This window comes from Desulfosporosinus nitroreducens (assembly GCF_023897015.1).
Lineage (GTDB): Bacteria > Bacillota > Desulfitobacteriia > Desulfitobacteriales > Desulfitobacteriaceae > Desulfosporosinus > Desulfosporosinus nitroreducens.
The window spans coordinates 26,310-42,863 of the sequence record NZ_JAMHFY010000021.1 but is presented as its reverse complement, the minus strand read 5'-3'; the positions used below and the strand labels follow the sequence as shown (position 1 = coordinate 42,863).

Below are 16,554 nucleotides of genomic sequence, written 5' to 3'. Positions count from 1 at the left end.
TTAATATGGAAAGCGCAGGTAAGCTGTGACTATAGAATTGGAAGAGGGGGATATATATAATGAAGAAATTTGGTATTATTTTAACAAGTTTATTATTAGTTGCCGGTCTGGTAACAGGATGTGGGTCTACTCCGACTACCCCAGACAAAGGCGCCAGCGGATTGCCTGCAGATGTACAGGCCATCAAAGACCGAGGGGTACTAAAAGTAGGAGTTAAGGTCGATGTTCCGAATTTTGGATATAAGGATCCAAAGACGGGAGAAATCACTGGATTTGAAATTGATCTAGCTAAAGCCATCTCTAAAGAAATTTTGGGAACTGAGAAAATCGAAACTACAGCCGTTACGGCAAAAACTCGAGGCCCCTTAGTGGACAGCGGGGACGTAGACCTAGTTATTGCCACATTTACCGTTACGGAAGAGCGCAAAAAGAGTTACAACTTCTCTGACGCGTATTTTACCGATGGCGTAAAATTAATGGTTAAAAAGGATTCCGGTATTCAAGGTCTCAAAGATTTAAACGGTAAAAAGATCGGTGTAGCCCAAAGCGCCACCAGTAAGAAAGCTATCCAAGAGGCTGCTGATAAAATTGAATCAAAAGTCACCTTCATGGAGTTCAGTACCTATCCGGAAATTAAGGCAGCCCTGGACTCTGGCCGAGTTGACTGTTTCTCCGTAGATGGATCTATCCTATCTGGTTATTTAGATGATTCAACGGTTATTCTGGCGGATAGTTTTAGTCCTCAAGATTATGGAATTGCCTCCAAAAAAGGAAATGATGGATTAGCTAAATTAGTAAATGATACGATTGCAAAGCTCAAAACATCTGAAGAGCTTGATAAAATGACACAAAAGTGGGGTCTTAAATAGTGGTTGGTCCTTTTGCTTGGTTTAAATGGGAAGCCCTTTTTCGCGATTGGACAGTATTTGCTGAGGGGTTTAAAACCACCATTATGGTAGCCGTCCTTTCCCTTGCATTGGCCCTTATACTGGGAATAGTGTTTGGGGTGCTAGGGACTTCTCAGTTGAAACTCGCCAAGCTGGTAAGTCGCGTCTATGTGGAATTTATTCAAAATACGCCACTCGTTATCCAAGTTTATTTCCTCTATCATGGGTTGCCTCATATGGATGTTATGATACCTGTCTTCGCAGTTGGTGTTTTAGGTGTCGGCGTGTATCATGGCGCTTATATTGCGGAAGTGGTCAGGGCCGGAATCGACTCCATCCACAAGGGACAAATGGAAGCAGCTTTATCTCAGGGTTTTAGTTTTTGGGGAGCTATGCGGCACGTTATCTTGCCGCAAGCATCCCGAATCGTTTTACCACCGCTCACTAATCAAGCGGTTAACCTGATTAAAAACACATCCGTACTTGCCATGGTTGCCGGCGGTGACCTGATGTATCGTGCGGACTCCTGGTCAAGTGACAATCTCTACTATGGGCCTGCGTATGTTGCAATTGGTCTGCTTTATCTCCTTCTTTGTTTGCCTTTAGCGACCTTGACACGCCGCTTAGAAGGTAAAACGGGGGTGTCATCATGATTCAAGAGGTCTTTAAACCTGAACTAATTCGTTTTCTTGGTCAAGGACTTTTGACGACTATCTATATTGCGGTTATGGCTATTCTGATTAGTTTTGTCTTTGGAACTGTCCTTGGCATTGCTCGTTACTCTAAACAACCTATTCTGGGTAGAATCGCTACGATCTATATTGAATGCGTTCGTAACATTCCTATGCTTCTTTTTATCTTGGTTTTTCGTTTTATGACCACTATGAAACCGATTAATTCAGGAATTGTCGCAATCGCAGTCTTCACTTCGGCCATCATTGCAGAGATTGTCCGAGGGGGGTTAACCTCCATTGATAAAGGACAGTGGGAAGCGGCCAAGTCACAGGGCTTTTCTTATCGTCAAACCCTGACGAATATTATTCTACCTCAAGCTATGCACAAAATGATCCCGCCTTTAGTATCTCAGTTTATAACAGTTATTAAGGATACATCATTTGTATGGGTTGTGGGTGTAGAAGATTTGACAGGCAAAGGCATGATTATTTTAGGACAATATGGTACAACTGCTCAGTTCTTTGCTATCTTTGGGATGATTGCATCAACGTATTTCGTTTTGAATTATTCACTCTCAATTATAGCCCGTCGACAACAACTTAAAATGGTACACCAGAGTTATTAACTTGTTTTAACGAGTTGTTAGTAAATACTTTCTGACAAAAAATTATGACTCTTCTTAGTGGACGACCCTAGATTAGGGTCGTCTTTTTTATAATATAGGCAGTTTTATCACAAATGTAAGATTCTTTACCAGTAGAATAATTTGCTCATGCAGAAATAGAGCTACATAATTGCACCTTCGATTGAGATAATATATTACATAAAGTTTAAATCCCTTCTTTTATGTGTGGACAAGGGTCGGTAAGGTCAGTGACGGAAGAGGACACTTGCTTATGATTTATAAGGAGAAGAAAGAATGGATATGAAGTTAAAAGATCTCCTGGAAAAAAAGAAATCTACCATTTTGCAGAGGTGGTTCGAGGCCATCATGGCGACCTATCCTGCTGATACCTCAGGTTTTCTAAAAAAGCAAAAGGATATGTTTCTAATCCAGTGGGGCATACGTTCACTCAGGGAATAGATAATATCATAGAAACATTGATCGCTGGGGAGGGATTTACAGAGGATTTACCCCTGTTGGATGATATTATCAGAGTAAGAGCGATTCAGGACTTTACACCTGCGCAAGCGCTAAACTTCGTTTTTTTTCTTAAAAGAGTAATTCGTGAAGAACTTGAAAAGGAAATCAAGCAGAATAAATTATATGATGAATTACTGGAATTTGAATCTGAAATAGATGAGCTAGCCCTTTATACATTTAATATCTATGTAAAGTGTCGAGAACAACTATACCAACTTAAGACGGATGAACTAAAAAGGATGACATTTTCGCTACTGAAAAAGGCGAATTTAATGTCCGAGATCCCTGCGGAAGAATTTGAGCATAGTGATCGGGATTTAATCAAGACCGCAGAGGACGACTTAAGCGGGTCAAATGAGTAAATGGTATGATAATATAGTTAAGGGAGTAAAGTCGGTAATTACCGACTTTTTCCAATGTAACTGTAAACGTAAAGAGGGGGGAAATAATGTTTCATGTTTCAGATAACAGACGGGGAATTGAAGTATTTAAATGAAATATCTTCAGAAATTAAATACCCAAAAGGACAGATTATTTTTTCAACCAGTCAAAAGGCCAATGAAGTCTATTACATAAAAAGTGGGTTGGTTAAAATATACCGCACTACATCGGATGGCCGACAGGTGTCTGTTGCGATCCGTTATCCGGGTGACTTTATTGGTTTAGCTGAAGTACTTAGTAATATCAATGAGAGAGAGTATAGTGCTGAGGCAATGGACAATGTCTCGATCTTGATTATCTGGAAGGATGGCTTTAAAAAGATGCTTTGCGAAATGCCCGAGTTTTCCGAGAAGTTAATCAGATTGATGAGTGATAGATTAAGAGAAGCGCAGAATACAATCTATGATTTTATAATGAATCCCATTCAAGGGAGGTTGGCTATTCTTCTGTTGACTATGGCAGAACGTGCGGGGGATAAAAGTGAAGATGATATTATTCGAGTGCGTTTGCGGGTTACTCAGGAAGAACTGGCCTGTGTTATAGGTTCGGCACGTCAAACGATTTCGTCTCTGCTAAACTTACTTAAGGAAGACGGAAGCATCCAATATGAAGGTAGAGAGATTGTTGGGGTAAACCCAAACAAGCTAAAACTATGGATTCAGGAATAATGAGATAACACATTGCTCAAAAAACTGTAATCCAGCCGACAAAATAGGGGTCTGTTAAAAGACCTTTTTTTTGTCGGCTGGATTTCTTTTGTCGTTAACATGACAAAAAAGTGTCTTCAATTTGGTTTTAAGCAACAATTGTTATTGTTAAAATCTTCACATACCAATAGAACGAAGGGGTGAGCTAGCAGGTCTAAAATCGAATACGGTTATTTTTACTAACAACGAAGAAATGGAGGGGTTATAAATGTCGGAGCCCGCTTTACAAGCAAATACACAGAGTACGAATGTTAAAGCGAAATCTACTGAAACTGGCAGAAGTAAGTATGCCTTACCAGGATTTATTCTTTCTTGGTTAGTTTTTGCAGCAATCTTAATACTGGTTCCTACTTCCGAGAGTCTTACTGAGGGTGGTCGAGCAGCCTTGGCTGTGATGGGTTGGGCTACAATTATTTGGTTGAGCGATGGATTGCCTTTAGCAGTTTCCGGACTGATGATACCCGTCTTATTATCCTTGACAGGAGCAGCTACAAAACTACCTGAAGCCTTTAGTGGCTTTACCAGTAACGTTACCTTCCTCATTCTTGGCTGTTTTATTCTAGCTGCAGTTATGCAGACTACTGGATTAGACAAGCGGATTGCACTCACTATTGTTTCAAGAGTTAAACCTAACGTTGGAAGTGTTCTAAAAGGCATAATCGGAGCTCACCTGGTTACTGCAGTACTCGTGCCTGCCACCAATGCCAGGGGAGCACTTTTCCTGCCAATTATTCAAGGTCTAAACAGTTTGTTTGAGAAAGCTGGCGAAGGTGCTAGGGCAAGGAAAGTATTTACGATGGTTGGCATCGGTTTTGCCTCACTGGCTAGCGGGACTATTCTGATGCATAGCCATATGTCAAATGTCATCATAGCCCAAACCATTAATCAGGCTGTGAAAAAAGACGTGATTACTTGGGGTACCTGGGGTTGGATGAATTGGCCATTGCTCGGTATTCTGGTAATCATGTATTACTGGGTTAATTGGATCATGAAATCAAAAAATATTGAAGTTCCTGGCGGTATTACTGAAATCAGGCGCCAAAAAGAAGCTATGGGAAAAATGAATACCGCTGAATGGATTGTCTTAGTTACCTTTGGGATTGCGATTTCCTTATGGGCGACCGAACAAATTCATGGTTATAAAATGGCTTTAGTTGCTCTTGTGGCCGTGATGGTACTCTTTATTCCGGGGCTTACTAACCTTTCTTGGAAAAAGGTACAATCCAATACGATCTTTGGTACATGGTTGTTGCTCTGTGGTTCTCTGTCTCTGGTATCCGCCTTTGAAAAGACGGGTGTGGACAAGTGGATTGCCTCTCACCTGGTTGGTTTAGCACCTGCTTGGGGTTGGATAGGTGTTAGTATCTTCATCTGTGTGGTAGTACAAATTAGCCGTCTAGGGATTGTGAGTAATGTTGCGGCTGTAACCCTGCTGGCTCCGATTGTAGCAGCAATGGCTCCTATGCTTAAGCTGAACACTGTCGCCTTTACAATGATGGTCTTAAATGTGGATAGTTACGCGTTTGTCTTGCCTATCTCGGTAACTGCCTGTCTGATCGCCTATGGAACTGAGGAGTTTACCTTTGGCGAATTTGTTAAAGTCGGTGCGCCCTTCACCTTAATGGTAATACTCTATATGGTCTTTATCATGGTGCCCTGGTATGCATTCACAGGTTATCCCATCTGGGTGCCCACTCCATAATTATTAAAAGGAGGAAAATTTAAATGGCAAGAGCAAGTTTACCCCAATCCGTGGAAAAAATTGAAGAGGTCCGCATTGATACTGATATTCTAATTATCGGAGCAGGAAATGCTGGTTGTTTCGCTGCCATTGAAGCCAAGCGTCTCAACCCTGATTTGAAAGTGACTTTAATGGAGAAAGCACACATCGACCGCAGTGGATGCCTAGCTGGTGGTATGGATGCGATTAACACCTATATTAAAAAAGATCGTACCATCGAAGACTTCGTGCGTTGGAGTCGTTCTCAGGCCGGTGGGCTGATCCGCGAAGACTTGACCATTTCGATGGCAGAAGTTTTAAACAAGCCTATCGAAGAATGGGAAGAGTGGGGTATGCCCATTAAATATGAAGAAGACGGCGATGAATATAAAACTAGAGGCAAATGGGATATCACGATCAGTGGTTCTGAGATGAAAGTTATTTTGGCAGAAAAGACCCGTCAAACTGGCTGTGAAATCATAAATCGTGTAGTCGCTACCAACTACCTGATGGAGGGCAATAAAGTCATTGGCGCTATTGGTTTTGGTGTGAGAGACGGCAAGGTATACATCATACGAGCTAAGGCCACCATTATTGCTACTGGAGGCGCAGCTGGTTTGTATAAGCCCTATCAAAACGATGGTAATGACAGCCACCACCAGCTCTGGTATGCCCCCTTTAATGTAGGGACCGGTTTTGCGATTGGTATCCGTCAAGGTGCTGAAATGACCACCTTTGAAATGCGCTGGTGTGCCACCCGAACCAAAGATTTTAATGGCCCCATCGATACCATTTCAGTGGGCTATAAAACACCCATGATTAACTGCAAGGGTGAGCAAATTCTAAAAACCCGTTACGCTCACCTTGGTGGGGATGCCGCTCCCCGCTATATCCGGGCTAACGCGCCGATGGATGAGTGGCGTGAGGGTCGTGGTCCTTGCTATGTGGATACCACCCACATGACTTCAGACCAAATCCATAACATGAAATACGATTATTTGAATGAGCGCCCCAGTTATGTCTTATTCCTGGCCAGCCGAGCCCAGGATTTAAAAAAGGAACCCATTGAAATATATGGCTCCGATCCATATATTGTGGGTGGGCATACAGCGAGCGGTTACTGGGTTGATGTAAAAAGAGCAACTACTTTACCGGGATTATATGCCTGTGGTGATGTAGCGGGCGGCACACCCAATAAATTTGTGGGTGGTTGTGCCGCTGAGGGGCTCTTGTCCGCTAGGGCCGCCGTAGAGTATGTGGCTAGTGTCGAGCAGGGTAACCTTAACGAGGAGCAAATTGCGAAGGAGAAGGACAGAATTTTTGCACCTGGTTTCCGCAATATTTCCGTGGGTGACGGTGTTAAACCTCGAGAAATGGAAGAAAGGCTTCAGCGGCTGATGGATGAATATGCCGGGGGGGTACACCAATTTTTCCGAATGAACAAAGAGGGCCTTGAATATGCCCTTCATAACCTCAAGACTTTGAAGGATCAAGTCAAATACCTAGTCGCCACGGATCTTCATGAGTTGATGGATGCTCACGAAGTCATCGATCGATTAGATGTGGCTCAAGTGCTGGTGCACCATCTGATGTATCGTGAAGAAACAAGATGGGCAGGATGGCAGACCCGTGCAGATTTCCCAGAAAAGAATGATCAAAAATTCGATTGCTTTGTAAACTCTCGTTATAATCCTGAAACTGGAGACGTAGAAATGTTTACTCGCCCCTATGAACAAATTATCTCAGGCGATCGTTTAAAAGCTTAAGAAAGGAGGGTGACTAAATGCCACCAGTAGTATATCAAGACAAATGCCAAGGGTGCGGAAAATGTGAAGAGATCTGTCCAGGAGATTTAATGGAATTAAATGAGGATAAGAAAGCGTTTTGCCGGGCTAAAAGAGATTGTTGGGACTGTATGGCCTGTGTAAAAGCCTGCCGATTCGAGGCCATTGAAACACGAATTCCCTATCAATTGGGGTACTATCCGGCAAGACTTATTCCTAAGGTGAGAGAAAAAGAAATCGAGTGGACCTGCATCGATATAAATGGTAAGGTAGATAAGTTCTTGGTAAGGACGCACAATAAATAAAATAAACCCATAACTTTGGTAAAGTGGAACAAGAAGCGATGGTATCTTAAAGGGACTCTGATTTTTATAATCAGGGTCCCTTATTCATAAGAAATTCACAACTTTTTCATGAGTTAATCGTATCAGAAAGTTAGACTAAGGACATAGAAGAACAGCAGATTTACAGGAAACGTAACAAAAATTAATAATTGATTGGGAGGAATATTCATTGAAAAAATTCAGCAAGAGAGTTACCGCGATCGTAGGAACCGCAACATTAGTTCTAGGGCTCATGGCTTTGCCGGCCTTGGCAGAAACGTCTCAGCAACAAGGTAGTGGATGGTTTGGACAAATGCAAGGATACATGCAAAGAACTTTTTCGTCTGAGCAACACCAAGAGCTTATGAATTCGACAGAAATGCAAAACCTTCATAATTCGCAGGAAATGCAGAATGCGATGCAAACAGGCGATTTTGAGAAAATGCAAGAACTCATGAATTCTGATCCGGGGGTTAAAGCTCAAATGGGGGAAGGGAACCTTGATAGAATGAACGAATTTATGAGTAATTCTGGAGGGAGTATGATGACCAACGGAAGTAGTATGACCAATACTCGCGGGTCTATGATGAATGGAAATGTAAATGGAATGGCGTCTAAGTAAATAATTAGAAGGGGAGCGAGCTTAAATGATGATTGGTTTAATACTATTAGTCGTTATTGCTTATTATATATTTAGTCCATCTAGTTCTGGAGCATCATGTTGTACGGGCCATCAATCTCAGGTGAACACTTCACTGGATATCTTAAATGAACGATATGCACTTGGTGAGATTCAAAGAGAGGAATACCTGGAAAGAAAACAAGAGCTCTCGGGGCAAAAACAGTACGTATCCATTAAAAAAGATAAATAACTTTTACTTATGGTTCAAAGGGAATGTCTAGGCTGGATTAACGAAATGAGTTTGAAGGAGGAATTTACATGATGGGTGGCTGGGGTAATATGATGGGTGGCTGGGGATATGGCGGTTACGGAAGCGGCGGCTATGGGATGATGGGGATGGCGGGAATAGGAATGCATCTCATCTTCGGGATTGGGATTATCTTGCTGGGTATCTATCTATTTCGTCGAAATGCCGCACATGTTCATAACGGCGCAATAGGTAGGCATAGTGCTATGGACATCCTGCGCGAACGATATGCGCGTGGCGAGATAGATTCAGAGGAATTCCAGAGCAGGAAACGAGATTTAGAGAGTAAATGAATAAAGACCATAAAAGTGGCTGAGGATTGATTCCTTAGCCACTTTTACTATGTACACAGTGTTAACTCGATTTGCTTCAAAAACATGCTAATTTATCTAGGGATTCCATATAGAGATTAAGAAGTTCTTGGACGGCTTCACGTCCGAGCCGTGAAACAAAATCATGGAACGACTCTTGGGAAGATCGTTGATTTTTGTAAAACCTGATAAAATCCTCTAAAACCTCGTGAACTCTTTCGGATGGAACCGCTCCTTGGAGCGTGGTTGCAAAACCAGCGTTTATTCCGAGGCTTCCTCCAATCGAGGGTTCGAATTTCTCGACCGTCTTCCCATTCCACTTTCCTATTGTACCTCTTAATCTTTTCATCCAGGTGTTTTGCTAATCTTAACGTAAGGTTCTTTGTTTCGACTAAAGCTAAATTCCTTACCCGTTGTAACATTTATTCACATTTTCGCAAAACATTTTCATAGTTTGGTAAATGCCAGTTAATATGCCTTCAGTATAATTGGCTTCGAAAGGAGGAATAGTTCTTATCTTAAGGAAGGGGAGGTAATATATCTGAATAAAATGATTTAATCGTTAAATTTCAATAAGGAAACAATTGCGTTTTCTGGCTGAAACTGAAACGATGGGGTAGATAATGAAACCCTTACTCCAGTGGACGAAGAAGAAGCGGTGGATAATGAAATTCCTGCTCCAACGGACCAAGGACAAACGGTGAATAGAATGTACGATAAGCTCCTCACCTCTTAAGATAAATTGCTGAACATTTACGACAATCTGTTAAGTATTTTTGGAACAACTTTCACCCAATAATCAGATTACCAGAATAACAATTTTATACCTAGGCAGCATAGGAAGAATATTCCTGGCTCCTAAGGGTTGACATATATTCAACTGACAACTTATAATAATTATATCGGTTGTCAGTTGTTCCAACTAAATAGTTAAGGACGCGCTGAGTTCCGCACAAATGGAAACGGGGGACCCATCTTTTTGGGGTGAATCCGGCTTTTGCCGGTAGGGTTGTATCTTTAGCCCGAATCCGTCAGCTAACTTCGTAAGCGCTTACAAGAGAGAAAAAACTTCGTAAAGGGTCCTGCGTCTAGTTCAACGCGGGACCCTTTACGCATTATTGAGAGGAGGACAGACTATGAAACTTCTGGAACGGTCTAGTGACGACTTACCAACATCGCCTGACTCTTTTGGGTGGACCTCTTAAACATCAATTGTCCTTTCTTACTACTAATTAAAGATATTACGGAGGTTCCGAAGGACGTCGCTAAGTCAAACTACCTCTGGACTACAACAGAAAGTGTGTGTTTAGGGTCACGAGCACAAAGAAAGGAGGGAAGGCGCATTCCTCCCCCACTTATAGAGAAGATGGGGAGGGAATGTGCTGACGTTTTTGAAAGAAATTAAATTTAGAGTTTGGGACAAGGTTAGGCTGAAAATGTTTAAGCCACAAGCTATAACATTTGATATACAAATGCAAGCTCCATTTGCTATAAGTGTTCCCGGTCGTTCGTGGGAACCAGCCGAAAAATTTGAATTGTTGCAGTGGACCGGTTTGTCTGATGCCAATGAAACGGATGTCTATGAAGGTGATTTTATTAAAATTTCATCTGCAATTTACAAAGTGATTTGGAATAAATCAATAGGGAGTTTCGAACTTGTTGAACTAGGCAGCTCTTTGAATCGAAAAATCAGTGATGTTGGGATTAGTGATATTGTAGGAAATCAGTATCAAAATGCTGATCTCCTACAAATAGCAGCTCCATGATTGCAATACGAATATAACCAGAATTATAGGTAATTAGTACAATCCAGAGAAAGATTAGTACCATCGCATCATGGTATTTAGATGGAAAAAGATACCGCTGAGGGAGGGTAAAATGTCTTATTGTGGTAAGGTTCTGCTGGTTGATGACGACCAAAATGTATTGGAACTGGTCAAGTTATATGGTGAAAGGGAAGGTTTTAAAGTCATTGGGGTAAGCAACGGTGACTTGGTGCTAGCAGCATTCGACCGGGAAAATCCTGATGTGGTAATACTGGATATCATGCTTCCGGGTCAGGACGGGCTTACAATATGCCGCAATCTAAGGTCGATACGCATGGTTCCTATCATCATGCTTACAGCCAAGGGAGAGGAAGCAGACCGTGTTTTGGGACTGGAAATGGGAGCTGATGACTATGTTGCTAAACCTTTCAGTCCCCGGGAATTGGTAGCCAGAATTAAAGCATTACTGCGCCGTACTCAACCGGTGGATACAGCGACGAATTGGAAATTGAAATACCCCGGGTTAGAAATCCTGGCCGATTCCAGGACCGTTTTGATTGAGGATCAAGAAATAGAAGTCACTCCCAGAGAATACGATTTGCTCTACTACCTGGCCCAGAATCCGCGCCGGGTTTTTAGCAGAGAGGATCTGCTGGCGGCTGTCTGGGGGTATGATTTCTTCGGTGATGAGCGTACGATAGATGTCCACATTCGCAGGTTGAGGACCAAGCTGGCACCTTTGCCGTTTGAATACTTGACAACTGTATGGGGTGTGGGATACCAGTTTACACCTCCTGCAAAAAGGGGAGAGACCGTGTCGTGAATACTTATCTACAGCAGGGCAGGGAAAAACTTCAGTTGATAATCCGTGCCCTGCATCACTTTTTGCTCATTAGTAAACGCTTACTACAGGAACAATTCAACAAAAATCTTTACACCAGGATATTGTTCACCAATGTTACGGCTTTTGTTATCGCTCTGATTGTCCTGATGATGTTTTCCAGCTTTGTGGTGAAGCAGGTAACCTATGATCAGGTCCAACAGGAATTGTTACGTAAGGCCAAACGAGTAAACTTTGCCTTGCTCCAGCAGACGGACAGCGCGTGGAGTATTCCACCTGACCAGCTAAAAAGCAGTCAGATTCAGGCTCAACAGGATTTCTTGAAATATCTGGCTGATATTTTTGACGCTAAGATTACGATCTTTGACATGACAGGAAAGATTACGGCTACCTCGGCAGAGCAAGAAATGGTGCCCGGTAGCAAGATAGAGGAGAAATACATTGAAATACTCAAAAACAAAAATGGTTCAATTGCGATGACCCAAACAGTAGATTCTGATACCGATCAGCCTATTTTTGTCACCGTTGTGCCCATGGGGAACAACAAGGACGCCATTGAAAACGGGATCCTGCTGGAAACGAAATCATCTAATCTTGACCTTGCTTTAAGCAAAATGCGTTTGTACATGGTTATCGGGGGAATGATCATCCTGCTGTTTATTATTTTCATTTCCGTCTACCTGGCTATGTATATTTCCAGGCCAATTTCCCGTTTGACTGCCACTGTGGCAGAGATCAGCAGAGGGAGTTATGTTCTGAGCGATAAGGACCAGCCTCTGGATGAAATCAATGACCTTGGCGGCCAGCTTAATAAATTGGCGGAAAGACTCCAGAAGGTACAGACTGAAAGTCGCAGGGTGGAAGAAGAAAGAGCCCGTTTATTTGCGGAGATATCGCATGAGTTACGTACCCCGCTGACTGCCGTGCAAGGCTTTGTCGAGGCCATCCGCGACGGTATCGTGCAAGATGAGGCTATACAGGAGAGGTATTTAGACACGATTTACACGCAAACGATTCATATCAGCAGACTGATAGATGACATCTTGGAATTAAGCCGCCTGGAAAGCGGAAATCTAACGGTTGAAAAACTACCTGTGGACTTGAACGCTCTGGCCCACGGTGTGGCTATATCCATGGAGCCTCTGGCCAATCGCACGAACACCTCGATCCTTTTGGACCAGAAAACAGAAAAAGCCATCGTACTCGGGGACGCTGACCGGATGGAACAGGTTATCAGGAATCTACTGAAAAATGCGACTAGGGCCACGGAGAACGGCACCATCCGGGTTGGCGTAGAGACCCGACAAGGTAAAGTGGAACTGAGCATTGAGGATAATGGTATTGGCATATCCCCCGAGGATCTGCCTCACATATGGAAAAGGTTTTATCGGATCAAGAACCAACGTGCTGATCACATGCAGGAAAAAGGCAGCGGTCTGGGGCTGGTGATTGTGAAAAAGCTGGTTCAGTTACAAGGCGGCAACATTGATGTGGCAAGCCAGTTAGGAAAGGGGACAACTTTTCACATAAGTTTCCCATCTTTTGAGAAGAATTAGACTGGTTTTCCTCGATAATAAGTTTTAAATCTACCACTTCTCCAGCGCTTCGTGCAACTGGAAAGAGAGGCGTTTGGCGTGGGCGGATTAAATGAATGGTGTCAGAAGGAATCAAGAGGTTGTTGGCTTGGTTCAGTACATGCTGGACTGGGACAACTCGCGTAAAGCATATATGATGGGAGTGTCTATCTGAAAGGAAATGCGTGGTCAAGGGCTGGGAACAGAATTGTTCGAAAAAAGTTTGCAAGCGTTAGCCAAAACGAGAATATAGAAGAGGTTGAATTGATTGTAGACGCTGCAAATGTTGATGCCAACGGTTATCGGTCATTACTGTCCGGAAACCGTTGGCATTTTTTTTTATGCCTTTGAATGGTTGTCTCTGGGCTGATCCCAGTCTTGTAACATTTATTAATATTTTGGAAAACAATTTTTAAGGTTAGGTAAAAGCCAGTTAATATTTCTTAAGTATAATTTAAAAGGTCAGCTCCTCTCCTCTCATTTCTTTGACCCCTGGCGCGGGAAGCAGATTTCCGGCGCTGGGAGGTCTATTCTTAATCTCGAGCACAGAAAAAATATCCCCTCCTTGACGAAAGTTAGGCCGCTGTGAATGATCATTGTCCCGTACAGGTTTGTGAATATGGTTATTCGGACTAAACACAAGTTATTAGGGAGTTGATAGCATTGACTTGTCCCTTGTGCGGAGCGCACGACACTGGCCGGATCGGCCGTAAACGTTATTATTGTCACGAGTGCTGTCTTGAATGGACAAAGAACAGTGGTGAGCTGAAAATTTATCACATTGGTCCAGACGGGAAAGCTTGCCAGCTGAAAGGCGAGCAGGCTCTTGAAGCTGCGGTTCGCCATAGTCAGAGGTTAAGATTTGTTTATTTGTGAACTCTGCCAACGGTTATCGACTATTGTTCTATGATCAAACTCTGAAACCTTTGTTAAAGAAAGCACTTAGTAAAAAAAATGATTTTGAGAAAAGATAGAATTAACCTGAGGCTACAGACTTTTGTACATGAGTTAGTAAATCTGATATCTCAATGTTCTAAAAGTGGCTGAGGATCTACTCCTCAGCCACTTTTATCTTTTTAGGAAGCTTAACGACGAATTCGGTCTCCTGTCCCACTTTACTCAGTACGGAGATCGTACCTTTATGGAGGTCCGTAATCTGACGGACCAGCGCCAGACCAATTCCGGTCCCTCCTGTCTCACGGGTTCGGGATTGGTCAGCTCGGTAAAAACGCTCGAATATTAAAGGTAGGTCGTCTTCCGAGATGCCTATACCGGTGTTTTTAATCTTGATTTCTGCATAATCCGGCATTTGTGTAAGAGTAACGCTAATCTGACCGCTTGGGTTTGAGTATCGATAGGCATTGTGGACCAGATTGTAGAAGAGTCGAGTCAGAAGGCGTTCATCCCCGGCCGCAGTAACGGGTTTCTCGGGAGTGTTCCAATTTAGAGTCAATTCTTTTTCCTGGATAAGAGGGTAAAGGCTGTGTATGATTTTCTCAAGAAGATGTGTTATGTCCACAAGTTCAAGCTTTAGGTGTAATCCGCCTATTTCAGCAACATTTAGGTCTTTTAGATCGCTTGACAAGTCAACTAGACGGTTAATCTCCTCATTTATAGAAGAGAGATTTTCATGATTGGCAGGAAGAACGTTGTCTTGGAAGGCTTCAATATAGCTTTTGATCGAGGTCAAGGGAGTGCGCAGTTCGTGGGCAATATCGGCGGTGAACTGTTTGCGCATGGTTTCTTGACGGTTTAAATTATCCGCCATTGTGTTAAAAGCGTTTGCCAGTTGCCCGACCTCATCTTTGGAACGAACGGAAACGCGTTCGTCAAAATGTCCATGACCAATACGATTGGCAGCTTGTGTTAAGCGTTTGAGTGGAGCGACGAGCCTGCGGCTTGTAAAGTAACTGAGAAGTATCCCAAATAGAAGGGCCAATCCTCCAGCGAAAAGCAGAGAGCGAAAGACTGCGGATTGGAAGCGGACATCTTGGGGATTGAGAATCTGTGCGTAGCGGACCTCTGCTATGGCTAAATTGCCGAGGGGTCCTGACACTGTGAAGGTTTTAGTTTTCCAACTTGTAGTGGTGTAGGAAGACATACCCATGCCCATACCCATACCCATTTGGTCTTGACCGTGCATCATATTATCCATTGGGTTGCTTAACGTGGCAATGAGCTTGCCCTTCGGATCTGTTAGAGTAACAACTGTACCCGTCGGCAGGGTATGACTTACTTCGTTTAGAAGTGCAGGATCCCAAGTGCCTGTGGTCTGATATAGCGAACTGAGACGTAAGGGTAACTGTTCCAAAGTCGCTTCATTAACCTGAGTTAAGTAATTACTAAACTGTTGTTTGAAGACAAAGTTCACGGAAAGCATGCTGAAAGTTAAGGTGATCAGCGCGATGATCAAGGTGGAAAGAAACAATTTTGTGCGCATTTTATCCCCCCGCATTCGGGTTAAACTTGTAGCCAATACCGTAGACAGTCAAAATAATTTGTGGGTTGCTGGGAGTAGTTTCAATCTTTTGGCGGATCTTCTTAATATGAGCATCAATCACGCGGTCATCTCCATCAAAGTTGTGCCCTTGAACAATTTCTACCAACTGACCCCGAGATAACACTCGTCCAGGATTTTTCGCTAAGGCACCCAGAATCTTAAATTCGGTTGGGGTCAACGAGATTTCTTGATCCTGCAGCCGAATCTCATACTGTATGTTATCAATGGTGAGGCCATTGTCATAGGAAATTACGTCTGCAAGCGGTGCAGTATCATTATTTGCCCGACGTAAGACAGCACGTACGCGGGCAACCACTTCACGAGGGCTAAAAGGTTTTGTAATGTAATCATCTGCACCGATACTTAAGCCTTGGATACGATCTTCTTCTTCGACTTTAGCAGTGAGCATGATAATGGGTACGGAGGATATTTTGCGAATCTCGCGGCAAATTTCTGTTCCAGACATGCCAGGGAGCATTAGATCCAGAATGAGTAAGTCAAAGGGGTTTTCTTTAAACATGGTCAGAGCGACAAGTCCGTTAATAGCGGTGCTGACTTGAAAACCTTCTTGTTGAAGGTAAGCCTTAAGCACGGTTGTTATCTTTTTTTCATCATCAACTAGTAAAATCCTCATCGATGGACTCCTCTCACTGACCCTGGCAATCCAGTTAGTCAGATGTTTTTTTACTTATATAAGAAACTGGTTACGTGCGTGGAAAGATTAGAATTACGGCAAGAGTAGGGTACGCGGTGGACATCCCTATGTGGCGGAAGGGATCCATTAAGGTTTTCCTAAGGGATAATCAAACGAAGAAAAAATATCCTTGAGAGGGTTTACAAGATTAAAATAAGTTCAAACCCCATTGACAAATTATAATAATTACAATATAATAAATAATATAATATAAATATGCTAGGTAGAAACCAAATAACATGTACAGGCTAATTTCAA

The 16,554-nt window shown here is 42.8% G+C and carries 19 protein-coding genes and 1 riboswitch; of the genes, 16 read left to right on the top strand and 3 right to left on the bottom strand.

The window, feature by feature from the left end; all coding sequences use genetic code 11:
* Positions 1-59: 59 nt before the first annotated feature.
* From M8E35_RS19235 to M8E35_RS19185, 12 genes are all read left to right on the top strand, one after another.
* Positions 60-869, top strand: coding sequence for a transporter substrate-binding domain-containing protein (locus M8E35_RS19235; protein WP_252471372.1), 810 nt, complete (start codon positions 60-62; stop codon positions 867-869).
* Complete coding sequence (locus M8E35_RS19230) at positions 869-1,540, top strand: amino acid ABC transporter permease (RefSeq protein ID WP_252471369.1); 672 nt, start codon at positions 869-871, stop codon at positions 1,538-1,540. Before M8E35_RS19235 ends, M8E35_RS19230 begins: the two co-directional genes overlap by 1 nt.
* Positions 1,537-2,187: an amino acid ABC transporter permease gene (locus M8E35_RS19225; RefSeq protein ID WP_073030785.1), complete on the top strand. Its 651-nt coding sequence runs from the start codon at positions 1,537-1,539 to the stop codon at positions 2,185-2,187. Before M8E35_RS19230 ends, M8E35_RS19225 begins: the two co-directional genes overlap by 4 nt.
* Positions 2,188-2,481: 294 nt before the next feature.
* Positions 2,482-2,646, top strand: coding sequence for an RsbRD N-terminal domain-containing protein (locus M8E35_RS26765; protein WP_309446486.1), 165 nt, complete (start codon positions 2,482-2,484; stop codon positions 2,644-2,646).
* Positions 2,619-3,068: an RsbRD N-terminal domain-containing protein gene (locus M8E35_RS26760; RefSeq protein ID WP_464244739.1), complete on the top strand. Its 450-nt coding sequence runs from the start codon at positions 2,619-2,621 to the stop codon at positions 3,066-3,068. The genes M8E35_RS26765 and M8E35_RS26760 overlap by 28 nt, the downstream gene beginning before the upstream one ends.
* 93 nt (positions 3,069-3,161) lie before the next feature.
* A complete protein-coding gene (locus tag M8E35_RS19215) occupies positions 3,162-3,815 on the top strand; it encodes a Crp/Fnr family transcriptional regulator (protein WP_252471367.1) in 654 nt (217 codons plus the stop codon).
* Positions 3,816-4,062: 247 nt separating this feature from the next.
* Complete coding sequence (locus M8E35_RS19210) at positions 4,063-5,556, top strand: SLC13 family permease (protein WP_252471365.1); 1,494 nt, start codon at positions 4,063-4,065, stop codon at positions 5,554-5,556.
* Between the two features lie 23 nt (positions 5,557-5,579).
* Positions 5,580-7,340 (top strand): adenylyl-sulfate reductase subunit alpha, encoded by a 1,761-nt coding sequence (locus M8E35_RS19205; protein ID WP_252471363.1) that lies wholly within the window; start codon positions 5,580-5,582, stop codon positions 7,338-7,340.
* 17 nt (positions 7,341-7,357) lie between these two features.
* Positions 7,358-7,663, top strand: coding sequence for a 4Fe-4S binding protein (locus tag M8E35_RS19200; protein ID WP_252471360.1), 306 nt, complete (start codon positions 7,358-7,360; stop codon positions 7,661-7,663).
* A 208-nt stretch (positions 7,664-7,871) separates the two neighbouring features.
* Positions 7,872-8,303 carry a hypothetical protein gene (locus M8E35_RS19195; protein ID WP_252471358.1) on the top strand — a complete coding sequence of 144 codons (432 nt, stop codon included), beginning with the start codon at positions 7,872-7,874 and terminating at the stop codon, positions 8,301-8,303.
* Between the two features lie 25 nt (positions 8,304-8,328).
* Complete coding sequence (locus M8E35_RS19190) at positions 8,329-8,553, top strand: SHOCT domain-containing protein (protein WP_252471355.1); 225 nt, start codon at positions 8,329-8,331, stop codon at positions 8,551-8,553.
* A 68-nt stretch (positions 8,554-8,621) separates the two neighbouring features.
* Positions 8,622-8,903 carry an SHOCT domain-containing protein gene (locus tag M8E35_RS19185; RefSeq protein WP_252471353.1) on the top strand — a complete coding sequence of 94 codons (282 nt, stop codon included), beginning with the start codon at positions 8,622-8,624 and terminating at the stop codon, positions 8,901-8,903.
* A 76-nt stretch (positions 8,904-8,979) separates the two neighbouring features.
* Here M8E35_RS19185 and M8E35_RS19180 read toward each other — a convergent pair whose 3' ends face one another.
* Complete coding sequence (locus tag M8E35_RS19180; RefSeq protein ID WP_252471351.1) at positions 8,980-9,270, bottom strand: hypothetical protein; 291 nt, start codon at positions 9,268-9,270, stop codon at positions 8,980-8,982.
* 580 nt (positions 9,271-9,850) lie between these two features.
* Positions 9,851-9,986: riboswitch (cyclic di-AMP (ydaO/yuaA leader) on the top strand.
* Between the two features lie 314 nt (positions 9,987-10,300).
* Here M8E35_RS19180 and M8E35_RS19175 point away from each other — a divergent pair.
* The 4 genes from M8E35_RS19175 to M8E35_RS19160 all read left to right on the top strand — a co-directional run bounded on the left by M8E35_RS19175 (position 10,301) and on the right by M8E35_RS19160 (position 13,978).
* Positions 10,301-10,687, top strand: a complete 387-nt coding sequence (locus M8E35_RS19175; protein ID WP_252471349.1) for a YopX family protein — start codon at positions 10,301-10,303, stop codon at positions 10,685-10,687.
* Between the two features lie 112 nt (positions 10,688-10,799).
* On the top strand, positions 10,800-11,510 hold the full coding sequence (locus M8E35_RS19170) for a response regulator transcription factor (RefSeq protein WP_252471346.1): 711 nt from the start codon (positions 10,800-10,802) through the stop codon (positions 11,508-11,510).
* A gap of 35 nt (positions 11,511-11,545) precedes the next feature.
* Entirely contained in the window at positions 11,546-13,084 is a 1,539-nt protein-coding gene (locus tag M8E35_RS19165) for a sensor histidine kinase (RefSeq protein ID WP_309446484.1), read from the top strand.
* A gap of 681 nt (positions 13,085-13,765) precedes the next feature.
* Positions 13,766-13,978: a YrzR-like zinc ribbon domain gene (locus M8E35_RS19160; protein ID WP_252471343.1), complete on the top strand. Its 213-nt coding sequence runs from the start codon at positions 13,766-13,768 to the stop codon at positions 13,976-13,978.
* A gap of 175 nt (positions 13,979-14,153) precedes the next feature.
* Here M8E35_RS19160 and M8E35_RS19155 read toward each other — a convergent pair whose 3' ends face one another.
* Together M8E35_RS19155 and M8E35_RS19150 are read right to left on the bottom strand one after the other, a co-directional pair.
* Entirely contained in the window at positions 14,154-15,542 is a 1,389-nt protein-coding gene (locus M8E35_RS19155) for a sensor histidine kinase (protein WP_252471341.1), read from the bottom strand.
* A 1-nt stretch (position 15,543) separates the two neighbouring features.
* Complete coding sequence (locus M8E35_RS19150) at positions 15,544-16,236, bottom strand: response regulator transcription factor (protein ID WP_252471340.1); 693 nt, start codon at positions 16,234-16,236, stop codon at positions 15,544-15,546.
* Between the last annotated feature and the right edge of the window lie 318 nt (positions 16,237-16,554).